The sequence below is a fragment of the Bradyrhizobium guangdongense genome (assembly GCF_006483445.1).
GTDB lineage: Bacteria > Pseudomonadota > Alphaproteobacteria > Rhizobiales > Xanthobacteraceae > Bradyrhizobium > Bradyrhizobium guangdongense_A.
This window is the reverse complement of record NZ_PPPT01000215.1, coordinates 22,073-33,593: the sequence shown is the minus strand read 5'-3', so window position 1 is coordinate 33,593 and position 11,521 is coordinate 22,073. Positions and strand designations below refer to the sequence as shown.

The following is an 11,521-nucleotide window of genomic DNA, read 5'->3' as shown; positions in this document are numbered from 1 at the left end:
GCGCGGCGAAGGCCGCGGCGTTATATTGCGGATGCTCACACATGAACTTGCCAAAGGTCAGCTCGGGCGCGGGCGCAAAAGGCGGGTTGAGGCTGACGAACAGCGGCTTGTCGGGGTCGATGCCTTGAAGCCGGTTCATCCAATAGGTCACGGCGACATCGTTCTCGACCGTGCCCTCGCGCTGCCAGCGCAGGAAGTTCCAGGAGGCCCAGGCGTTCCGGCGTCTTGGCATCAGCCTCTCGTCGCGATGCAGGTAGATCGTGTTCGGCGCGTAGCCGATCGCGCCGAGGATCTCGCGCTCGCGTTGATCCGCATCCGACAGCATCGCCAGGGCCTGGTCGCTGTGCGCGGCGATGACGACATGATCGAAGCTGTCGTGATGGCCCAGGCTGTCGTGCAAGATGACGCCATGCGCGGTGCGCTCGACCTGCGTCACCGCGCAGCCGAGCCGCATGCGATCCCTGAAAGCAGCCGTCAGCTTTTCGACATAACGTTGGCTGCCGCCCTTGACCGTGCGCCAGACCGGCCGGTCGTAGTGCAGCAGGCGATGGTTGTTGAAGAAGGCAACAAAATTCTCGGTCGGGAAATTCAGCATGTCGCTCGCGGGCGCCGACCAGATTGCCGCGCCCATCGGCGCGAGATAGTCGGTCAATAGCCGCCGGGAGAAATTTCGCTGGGCAAAATAATCGCCGAGGGAGACGCCGGCGAGGCGGCCCGCCTCGTAGTCGGCCACGCTCTGGGTGTTGAATTTGAGGACGTCACTGAGCATCGCGAGATAGGACGGCGAGAACAGATTGCTGCGCTGGGCGAACAGGCCGGTTGCCGTCTCCCGCCAATCGCTGCCGCCGCCGCGCCATTCGAAGCGTCCGCCGTCGGCCGAGACGGCAAAGCTCATGCAACTCTCGACCGTCTCGACGCCGAGATGGGCATACATCGCCGTCAGGTCTGGGTAGTTGAGCTCGTTGTAGACGATGAAGCCGGTATCGACCGCGATCGGCGTGCCGTCATAGTCGATGATGACGGTGTGGCTATGTCCGCCGGCGCGCAGATCGCGCTCATAAACAGTCACCGGGTAGCGTTGCGAGAGCGTCCAGGCCGCCGCATTGCCGGCGATGCCCGTCCCGATGACTGCGATGCGCATTCCAAAACCCCTGCCTTGGTGACAGGCAAGCTACGGTGCGTTGCGGCGCGGGTTTCATCTCAGGGAGGCCGTGCTGGCGCCAGTGTTGCTCCAACACCACATGAAATGTTCGTAAGCTTGCGGACGCTCGCCGCGCGCCACGAAATGAAAGAAAGCCCCGTCACATGGGCATATCTTTCATTTTCGCAATCCGGGATGCGGGGCGTTTGGCGGTGGACGGCGATACCTGCGGGACTGTGCGCCCCCAACAGGCCCGGCTAGTATGGCGGCAGGTTCCAGGAAAGCATCACCGCTGTGAACGACGCGCAAAACGCCCGCCTAATGACCCGCCGCGATTCGGTCGATCCGAACGCGCTGTGGGTAATAGGGCTGCCCGGCAGGGGGCGGATGTGACAAACAGCTTCCCGGCAGTCGCCTCCAGGCGGCTCTGCGGTTCAGCTCCCCGGTCACTGCGTGCGGCGGGCTTGCTTGGCGCCGTCTGCCTGGCGCTGAGCTCGGCCGGCTGCGTGCTGACCCAGGACCTGCCGGATCCGGCGCTCGACGTCCCCACCCAGTACAAATATGCCGGAAAGCCCGATGCCCCGCCGGCGCTCGACTGGTGGCGCGGCTTCCGCTCGCCGGAGCTGACCCAGCTCATGGAGGAGGCGCAGACCGTCAACCTCGACATCGCCGCGGCCGTCGCCCGCATGCGCGAGGCCGACGCCCAGGCGCGCCAGGCCGGTGCGGCGCTGCTGCCGAGCCTGTCGGGCGGTGGAAACGAGACCTATTCGCGCACGTCGGGCTCGAGCTCCTCAGGCCTGACCAATGGCGGTCGTGAAGTCGTCAATTACCAGGCGTCACTGAGCGCGAGCTACCAGCTCGACTTCTGGGGTCAGAACCGCGACGCGCTGCAGGCCGCGGAAGAGACCGCGACCGCCAACAGGTTCGATCGCGATGTCGTCGCGCTCACGACGCTGTCGAGCGTCGCCAACGCCTATTTCCAGGTGCTGGCGTCACAGGACCGGCTGCGCACCGCGCAACGCAACATCGCCAGCGCCCAGCGCATCCTCGATGCCATCCGGCAACGGCGCCAGGCCGGCACCGGGACCGATCTTGACGTCGCCCAGCAGGAAAGCGTGCTGGCGAACCAGAAGGCGCTGGTGCCTCCGCTGCGCCAAACGCTCGACCAGAACACCAATGCGCTGGCCGTGCTGGTGTCGCGCCCGCCCGAGAGCGTGCGGGTCGCCGGCGGCTCGCTGAGCCATGTCGCGATCCCCCGGGTTACGCCGGGACTGCCTTCGGAATTGCTGACGCAGCGGCCTGACATCCGCCGCCAGGAGGCGCAGCTTGCCTCCGCCACCGCCAACATCGGCAATGCGCGGGCGCAGTTTTTCCCGAGCATCCAGTTGACCGGCAATGGCGGCTACCAGAGCTCGGCGCTGGTCTCGCTGTTCCAGCCGCACGCCGCCTTCTTCCAGCTTGTCGGCAGTGCCACGCAGCCGATCTTCGACGGCGGCAAGATTTTGGGCAATTTCGAATATGCCAAGGCGCGTCAGGACGAGCTGCTGCAGACCTATCGCAAGACCATCGTGCAGGCCTTCGCCGACGTGGACAATGCGCTCTATTCGATCAAGCAGACGACGATCAAGCTGCAGCTCCAGCGCCAGGTGGTCGCAGCCTCGCGGCGCGCCTTCGACCTCGCCGAGCAGCAGTTGCGCGCCGGCACTGCCGACATCGTGACCGTGTTGAACACGCAATTGACGCTGTTCCAGGCCGAGGATTCGCTACAGCAGGCGCAGCTCGCGCGGCTGCTCGCGATCGTGAGCCTGTACCAGGCCTTGGGCGGAGGCTGGGAGCCGAGGATGGAGAAACCGGTCAATGCTCTTTAAGCCCGACGGCAAGGACGGCGCCAAGGAAAGCGCAAAGGACGAGGGCGCAGCACGCAAGCCCTCGCGCGGCCGCCGCCGCTTCTGGTCGACGCTGGTCACGCTCGTGATCCTCGGCGGGCTCGGCTATGCCGGCTGGTACGCCTATCAGCGCAAGCCAACCAACGATCGCAACATCCCGCGCGACCTTCCGGTCCCGGTGCTGGCGGCGATCCCGCGCGTCCAGGACGTGCCTGTCTATCTCGATGGTGTCGGCTCCATTCGCGCGCTCAACACCGTGACCGTGCGCTCGCAGGTCGACGGCAAGCTGATCGCCGTGAATTTCACGGAAGGACAGGACGTTAGGAAGGGCGACGTACTGGGCGAGATCGATCCCGCGATCTACCAGGCGCAGTACGACCAGGCGGTCGCCAAGAAGGCGCAGGACCAGGCGCAGCTTGCCAACCAGAAGCTCGATCTCGCCCGCTATGAGCAGCTGGCGGCCTCCAACGCCGGCTCCAAGCAGCAGGCCGACACCCAGCGCGCGCTGGTCGCGCAGACCGAGGCGCTGATCAAGGCCGACCAGGCCGCGATCGACAACACGGCGACGACGCTTGGCTACACCAAGATCGTGGCGCCGCTCTCGGGCCGCGCCGGCCTGCGCCAGGTCGACCAGGGCAACATCATCCACGCCTCCGACACCACGGGCCTGGTGGTGATCACGCAATTGCAGCCGATCGCGGTCTGGTTCAGCCTGCCGCAGCAGCAGATCATGCGCGTCAATGCCGCCGCGTCGAAGGGGACGCTGCCGGTGGACGTGTTCGGCAATGACGGCGTCACCGTGATCGACACCGGCAAGCTGACCGGCATCGACAACCAGGTCGATTCCACCACGGGCACGCTGCGGCTGAAGGCGGAATTCCCCAATGCCAATTACCAGCTCTGGCCCGGTCAGTTCGTCAACGTCCGGCTCAAGGTCGAGACCCTGGCGAAGGCGCTGGTCGTGCCGACATCGGCGGTCCAGCGTGGACCGATCGGCACGTTCAGCTATGTGATCGGCGAGGGCGACGTCGTCTCGGCCAAGCCCGTGACCGTGACGCAGCAGAACGAGCACGACGCCGTCATCGCCAGCGGCTTGTCGCCGACCGATCGCGTCGTGACCACAGGCTTTGCCAACCTCGCCGACGGCTCGAAGGTGATCGTGGGCCGCTCCGAGCAGACCCCGTCGGCCGACCTGGCCCCGCGCAAGCGCACCCGCGCGCCGGACGCGAAGGGCGGCCCTGCCAGTGACGGCCAAAAGGGCGGTCAGGCCAAGCAGGGCGAGGGCGATCGGAAGGGCCAGACCGGACCAGCGCAGGGGGCTCAACCATCGGGCAGCGGAGCCAAGCAGCCATGATCCTGATCGCGCCGACCTGACGGCACCGTCATGAGCGTCTCCGAACCATTCATTCGCCGGCCGATCGCGACCTCGCTGCTCGGCATTGCGCTCTTGATCGGCGGTGCGCTCGGCTATTTCTCGCTGCCGGTCTCAGCGCTGCCGCAGGTCGATTTTCCGACCGTGCAGGTGACGACGCAATTGCCGGGCGGGAGCCCCGACGTGATCGCCTCGCTGATCACGGCGCCCTTGGAGCGGCAGCTCGGGCAGATTCCGTCGCTGACCTCGATGAACTCGACGAGCTCGTTCGGCGTCAGCCAGATCTCGCTCCAGTTCGACCTCAACCGCGACATCGACGGCGCGACCCAGGACGTGCAGGCCGCGATCAACGCGGCCGCAGGCGTCCTGCCGCGCACGCTGCCGTATCCGCCGACCTACGCCAAGGTGAACCCGGCCGATGCGCCGGTCCTGACGTTGGCGCTGCGCTCCGAGACGACCTCGCTGCGGGTGATGAGTGACATCGCCGACACGATTTTGGCGCAGCGGCTGGCACAGATTTCCGGCGTTGGCCGCGTCTCGGTGCTCGGGGGCTTGAAGCCGGCGGTACGCGTGCAGGCCGATCTGGCGCGGTTAGCTGCCTATGGCATCGCCATGGAGGATCTGCGCAACGCCATCGCCGGCGCCAATGTGTCGGGACCGAAGGGCGCACTGCACGGCGCGCAGCAATCCTACACCATCGCCGCCAACGACCAGATTGCCGCGGCCGAGGCCTACAAGCCGATCATCATCGCCTACCGCAACGGCAATCCCGTCACGATCGGCGACGTCGCGCAGATAGTCGACGGGCTGGAGAACGACCGCACCGGCGGTTGGTACCAGGGCACGCCGGCCGTCATCATCGACATCCAGCGCCAGCCCGGCGCGAACGTGATCGACGTCGTCAAAAAGATCCGCGAGGAGATCCCAAAGGTCCAGCGCGCCATTCCGGCCGGCGTCAATTTGACCGTGGTTTCCGACCGCACCGTCACGATCCGCGCCTCCGTGCACGACGTGCAATTCACGCTGGTGCTCAGCGTCGTGCTGGTGACGCTGGTCGTGCTGCTCTTCCTGCGCTCATTGCGCGCCACGCTGATCGCGGGCGTCGCGCTGCCGCTGTCGCTGATCACGAGCTTCGGCATCATGTATTTTGCCGGTTTCAGCCTCGACAATCTCTCGCTGATGGCCCTGACGATCGGCACCGGCTTCGTCGTCGACGACGCCATCGTGATGATCGAGAACATCGTCCGCCATATCGAGAACGGCGAGAACCCGATGCAGGCCTCGCTGCGCGGCGCCAGCGAGATCGGCTTCACCGTGATTTCGCTGACGGTGTCGCTGATCGCCGTGTTCATCCCGCTGCTGTTCATGTCCGGGCTGGTCGGCCGCATGTTCCGCGAATTCGCGCTGACCCTGACCATCGCGGTCGTGACGTCAGCGGTGGTGTCGCTGACCCTGACGCCGATGATGTGCTCGCGGCTGCTCAAGCACGCGCACGAGGAACTGGCAGTGCCGGGGCTTGCCGCGGTCAACCGCTTCATCGACTGGATGGTCGGTTTCTATCACCGCACGCTGCTGTGGGTGCTGGAGCGCCAGCGCGCCACGCTGATCGTGACCTTTGCCACGCTCATCGCCACGCTGGTGCTCTACGTCGTCGCGCCCAAGGGCTTTTTGCCGCTGCAGGACACGGCCTCGATCACGGCCGTGACCGAGGCCGGGCCCGACGTGTCCTTTGCCGAGATGCAGAAGCGCCAGACCGAGGCCGCCGACGCCATCAAGGCCGACCCCGACGTCGTCGGCGTCGTCTCGGTGATCGGGGCGGGGTCGGTCAATCCGACCACCAATGTCGGCAAGCTCGTGATGACGCTGAAGCCGCGCGGCGAACGCAAGGACGATGTCAGCATCGTGGTTGACCGCCTGAAGCAGCGCGTTGCCGGCATTCCCGGCATGACCGTCTATTTCCAGCCGGTGCAGGACGTGCAGATCTCGACTCAGTCGAGCCGCTCGCTCTACCAGTACACACTGACGGGCACGGATACGGCGCTGGTCACGGAGTGGTCGCGCAAGCTGGTGGCGGAGATGCGGCGCGATCCCCTGTTCCGCGACGTCTCGTCGGAGGCGCAGGAGGGGGGCTTGCGGGCGCAGATCGATGTCGACCGCACCCGGGCCGGCCAACTCGGCGTCAGCCTCCAGGGCATCACTGACACGCTCAACGACGCCTTTGCGCAGCGGCAGATCTCAACGATCTACGGCCAGGCCAACCAGTACCGCGTGGTGCTGGAGGCCTTGCCGATGTACCAGCGCGACCCGTCGATCCTGTCAAAACTCTATCTGCCGGGCGTTGCCGGCGCGCAGGTGCCGCTGTCGGCGGTCGGCACCTTGACGCGCACCACGGCGCCGCTGGCGATCTCGCACCAGGCGCAATTCCCCTCGGTTTCGCTCAGCTTCAACCTCGCACCGGGGGCTGCGCTCGGCGACGCGGTTGCCGCGGTGAAGACCATCGAAAACGACATCGGCATGCCCGGCAGCATCGTCGGCGTCTATGCGGGCGACGCGGCCGAATTCGCAAAGTCGCTGGCGGGGCAGCCGTGGTTGCTGCTCGCCGCCGTGATCACGATCTATATCGTGCTCGGCGTGCTCTATGAGAGCTACATCCACCCCATCACCATCCTGTCGACGCTGCCCTCGGCCGGCGTCGGCGCCATTCTAGCGCTGATGATGTTCGGGCAGGACCTCTCGGTGATCGGCCTGATCGGCATCATTCTCCTGATGGGTATCGTTAAGAAGAACGCGATCATGATGATCGACTTCGCGCTCGAGGCCGAGCGCGGGCAGGGGCTGCCGGCGACCGAAGCGATTGTGCAGGCCTGCCTGTTGCGCTTCCGCCCCATCATGATGACGACGCTCGCCGCGCTGTTCGGCGCGCTGCCGCTGGCAATCGAAAGCGGCACGGGCTCGGAGATGCGCTTTCCGCTCGGCATCTCCATCATCGGCGGCCTGCTGCTCAGCCAGTTGCTGACCCTCTACACGACGCCGGTGATCTATCTCGCGCTCGACCGCATCAACCGGCGCCTGGAGACTGCGCTGCCCCCGCCGGAGCCGGACACGCCGCCGGCGGCCGGGGCGACCGAGGGGATGTGAGCGATGCTCTCGATCTCCGAGCCCTTCATCCGCAGGCCCGTGGCGACCACGCTGCTGTCGATCGGGCTGTTCTTGCTCGGCATCGTGGCCTACCGCTTCCTGCCGGTCGCGTCGGTCCCGAATGTCGACTTTCCCTCGATCTTCGTGTCGGCGACCCGGCCCGGGGCCGACCCGTCGGTGATGGCTGCGACCGTCGCCGCTCCGCTTGAACGGCGGCTCGGCGAGATCGCCGGCCTCAACCAGATCACCTCGACGAGCACGCTCGGCGTCGCCGTCATCCAGCTCCAGTTCGACATCGGCCGCAACATCGACCGCGCCGCGCGCGACGTGCAGGCTGCGATCAACGCCTCGCTCTCGGACCTGCCGAGCGACCTGCCGGCGCTGCCGCGCTTCCGCAAGGCCAATACGGCCGGTGCGCCGGTCTATGTGCTGGCGCTGACCTCGAAGACCATCTCGTCATCCGCGATCTACGACGTCGCAGATACCGTGCTGGCGCAGCGCATCTCGCAGGTGCCGGGCGTGGGCGACGTGACGGTGTCGGGCGCTGATCAGCCGGCGGTGCGCGTCGCGCTCAACCCGGTGGCGCTGGCCAATGCCGGGATCGCCACCGACGACGTGCGCACGGCCATCATCAGCGCCAATCCGCTCGGGCCCGTCGGCATCTTCAACGGCGAGCGGCAGAGCGAGACGCTCGGGCTGAACCGGCAGATGCGCACAGCGCAAGAGTTTCGCGACATCCTGGTCAAGAGTTCGAACGGCAATTTCGTGCGGCTGTCCGACGTCGCCGACATCGAGGATTCCGTCCGCAACGCGCGCTCATTCGCCTGGTTCAACAAGCAGCCGGCGGTGATCATCCAGATCACCAAGCAGGGCGACGCCAACGTCATCGAGACCGTAGACAGGGTCAAGGCGCTGATTCCCCAGTTGAAGCAGTGGATTCCGGCCGGCGTCGAGATTTCCACGCTTGTCGACCGCACCGGCACGATCCGCGCCAGCGTGAACGACATGCAATGGACGCTGCTCGCGACCGCCGTCCTCGTCATGGTCGTAGTGTTCGTGTTCCTGCGCCGGACGGTGCCGACGATTGCTGCCGGCATCTCGGTGCCGCTGGCGCTCGCCGGGACCTGTGCCGGCATGTGGGTCGCCGGATTTTCGATCGACAACCTGTCGCTGATGGCGCTCGCGATCTCCGTCGGCTTCGTGGTCGACGATGCCATCGTCATGATCGAGAACATGTTCCGCAATCTCGAGCATGGCATGCGGCCGCTGCGGGCGGCGCAGGAGGGCGCCAAACAGATCGGCTTCACCGTCGTGTCGATCTCGCTGTCGCTGATCGCGGCGTTCACGCCGCTGATCTTCATGGACGGCATCATCGGCCGCCTGCTGCGCGAATTCTCGTTGACGCTGACCTTCGCGATCGTGGTCTCGACGCTGGTCTCGCTCACGGTCACGCCGATGATCTGCGCGCATTACATCAAGGCGACGACCTCGGACACGGCGACGCTGTTCGACCGCGTGATCGAGGGATCGCTGACGCGGATCGTCAATTTCTATGCGCGGACGCTGCGCAGCGCGCTGGAATTTCCGGTGCTGACGATGATCGTGTTCTTCGCCACCATCGGACTGACCGTGACGCTCTACGTCAAGATACCGAAGAGCTCATTCCCGACCGACGATTCCGGCTTCATCATTGGCGCGACGCGCGCCTCGGCCGACATCTCGTTCCAGTCCATGCTCGGCCTGCAGCAGCAACTCGCCGACATCGTGATGGCGGACCCGGCCGTGGCCGGCATCGGCTCCGTGCTCGGCGGCGGCGGGCCGGGCGGGGCGACCTCCAACCGCGGCACCATGTTCATCAGTCTGAAGGCGCCGGAGGAGCGCGAATATATCTCGACCCAGCTCGTGATCGACCGGCTGCGCCGCAATCTCTATCGTGTCGCCGGCATCCGCCTGTTCATGTTCGCAGCCCAGGACGTCCGTGCCGGCGGGCGACAGAGCGATTCCGACTACCAGTACACGCTGTCGAGCACGGATCTCGATCTGCTACAGAAATGGGCGCCGATCGTGTCCAAGCGCATGGAGACGGTGGAGGGCATCACCGACATCTCGGCCGACCGCGATCCCGGCGGCCTGCAGCTCAACCTGACAATCGACCGCCAGGCCGCCTCGCGGCTCGGCGTGCGCGTGCAGGACATCGACAACGCGCTCAACAACGCGTTCTCGCAGCGGCAGATCTCGATCATCTACACCCAGCGCAACCAGTACATGATCGTGCTGGAGACCGACCCGAAATTCCAGGTCGATCCCTCCAATCTCGAGCGCGTCTTCGTCGCGGGCGCCAACGACGTGCAGGTGCCGCTGTCGGCGGTGGTACGCCAGCAGCGCGGGCTCGCGGCGCTCGCGGTATTCCACTCGCAATCATTCCCCTCGACTACCGTGTCGTTCAATTTGCTGCCGGACGTGCCGCTCCAGGTCGCGACCGCGAACATCCAGCGCGCGGTCGAGGAGCTGCACATGCCCGAGGGCATCCGCGGCAGCTTTGACGGCAATGCCGGCGATTTCGTCAAAACCAGCGGCCGCCAGCCGCTCCTGATCCTTGGTGCGCTGGTGGCGATGTATATCGTGCTCGGTGTGCTCTACGAGAGTCTGGCGCATCCGCTGACAATCATCTCGACCCTGCCGTCGGCGGGGCTTGGCGCGCTGCTCGCGCTGCAGATCACCAACACGCCGCTGACCGTGATCGCGTTCGTCGGCATCATCCTGCTGATCGGCATCGTCAAGAAGAACGGCATCATGATGGTCGACTTCGCGCTCGACGCGGAGCGCCAGCGCGGCCTGTCGTCGGCGGACGCGATCTTCGAGGCCTGCCGGGCGCGCTTCCGCCCGATCCTGATGACGACCATGGCGGCGCTGTTTGCCGGCATTCCGCTGGTGGTCGCGACAGGACCGGGCACCGAGCTGCGCCGACCGCTCGGCATCACCATCATCGGCGGCCTGTTCGTCTCGCAGATCCTGACGTTGTACACGACGCCCGTGATCTATCTCCTGATCGACAGGCTGCGCCGGCGCTCGTCGCCGCCGGCGGTCACGGCTCCGGCTGAGTGATCGCGGGTTGTTGAAGCCGCCCTGGCAGCGTATAGCGGCCTGATGTCCAGCTCTTCAGATACCGCGGCGGCCGCGCCGCAAGAGGCCATCCCCGAGTGCCCGCACTGCCAGAAGCCGATGCCGCTGTGCATCTGCGACAGCGTGAAGCCGATCGAGAACCGCATTCAGCTCTTGATCCTGCAGCATCCGCAGGAGCAGGACCGGGCGCTGGGTACCGCGCGGCTGACCGCACGGCACTTCCCGAATGCCACCGTGCGGGTCGGCCTGTCCTGGCCGAGCCTTGCCAAGGCGCTGGGGAAGCCCGTTGCCGATCCCTCGCGCTGGGCCGTGCTCTATCTCGGTTCAGCGCGTGCGACCGATCTCGACGTCGAGGGCGATGTCGTCGCGCTGACCCGCAAGGGCGAGGCGGCCGACAATCAGCGTGCGATCCTCAACCGTATCGAGGGTGTGGTGCTGCTCGACGGCACCTGGAGCCAGGCCAAGGCGCTGTGGTGGCGTAACGCCTGGATGCTGAAGTGCCAGCGTGTAATCCTCAATCCCGCGCATCCCTCGCGCTACGGACGGCTGCGCCGCGAGCCCCGTCGCGACGGGCTCTCGACCATCGAGGCTGCCGCGATGATGCTCGCGAGTCTGGAAAAGCGTCCTGATATCGCGGCCACGTTGCATGCCAGTTTTGAACGGCTGTTAGCACGCTACCGCGAGGTGCAGGCGAGCATGCCGGAGCTTGCGCCAAAGCCAGCGGCGAAGGACCGACGGCGGCGGTCCGGGCGTCGCAAACCCCAATAATCGCTCTGGAATCTGCGTTCCGGTGCGGGGCTTGCCGACCGGGAAGGGGGCGGCTACAGACCTTTGGGCCGGCCAGCGGCCGTTGCCGGGATG

The 11,521-nt window shown here is 66.2% G+C and carries 6 protein-coding genes; 5 read left to right on the top strand and 1 reads right to left on the bottom strand.

Features of this window, described 5'->3' with window-relative positions; translation table 11 throughout:
• Positions 1-1,141, bottom strand: a 1,141-nt coding sequence (locus tag C2U70_RS28565) for an NAD(P)/FAD-dependent oxidoreductase (RefSeq protein ID WP_140981973.1), incomplete at its 3' end; no start/stop codon positions are given.
• A 464-nt stretch (positions 1,142-1,605) separates the two neighbouring features.
• On the opposite strand from C2U70_RS28565, the gene C2U70_RS28560 reads away from it, so the two are divergent.
• The 5 genes from C2U70_RS28560 to C2U70_RS28540 are packed head-to-tail and all read left to right on the top strand — an operon-like array spanning position 1,606 to position 11,428.
• Positions 1,606-3,009 carry an efflux transporter outer membrane subunit gene (locus tag C2U70_RS28560; protein ID WP_246666890.1) on the top strand — a complete coding sequence of 468 codons (1,404 nt, stop codon included), beginning with the start codon at positions 1,606-1,608 and terminating at the stop codon, positions 3,007-3,009.
• Positions 2,999-4,381, top strand: a complete 1,383-nt coding sequence (locus C2U70_RS28555) for an efflux RND transporter periplasmic adaptor subunit (RefSeq protein ID WP_140981971.1) — start codon at positions 2,999-3,001, stop codon at positions 4,379-4,381. Before C2U70_RS28560 ends, C2U70_RS28555 begins: the two co-directional genes overlap by 11 nt.
• 30 nt (positions 4,382-4,411) lie before the next feature.
• Positions 4,412-7,537 carry an efflux RND transporter permease subunit gene (locus tag C2U70_RS28550; protein ID WP_140981970.1) on the top strand — a complete coding sequence of 1,042 codons (3,126 nt, stop codon included), beginning with the start codon at positions 4,412-4,414 and terminating at the stop codon, positions 7,535-7,537.
• A gap of 3 nt (positions 7,538-7,540) precedes the next feature.
• Entirely contained in the window at positions 7,541-10,642 is a 3,102-nt protein-coding gene (locus C2U70_RS28545; protein ID WP_140981969.1) for an efflux RND transporter permease subunit, read from the top strand.
• A gap of 42 nt (positions 10,643-10,684) precedes the next feature.
• On the top strand, positions 10,685-11,428 hold the full coding sequence (locus tag C2U70_RS28540) for a tRNA-uridine aminocarboxypropyltransferase (protein WP_140981968.1): 744 nt from the start codon (positions 10,685-10,687) through the stop codon (positions 11,426-11,428).
• Positions 11,429-11,521 lie beyond the last annotated feature (93 nt).

What these genes read in the sequence shown, in the direction of transcription:
- C2U70_RS28555 (WP_140981971.1), top strand. Translation starts at nt 2,999, where the DNA reads ATGCTCTTTAAGCCCGACGGCAAGGACGGCGCCAAGGAAAGCGCAAAG.
- C2U70_RS28550 (WP_140981970.1), top strand. Translation starts at nt 4,412, where the DNA reads ATGAGCGTCTCCGAACCATTCATTCGCCGGCCGATCGCGACCTCGCTG.
- C2U70_RS28545 (WP_140981969.1), top strand. Translation starts at nt 7,541, where the DNA reads ATGCTCTCGATCTCCGAGCCCTTCATCCGCAGGCCCGTGGCGACCACG.
- C2U70_RS28540 (WP_140981968.1), top strand. Translation starts at nt 10,685, where the DNA reads ATGTCCAGCTCTTCAGATACCGCGGCGGCCGCGCCGCAAGAGGCCATC.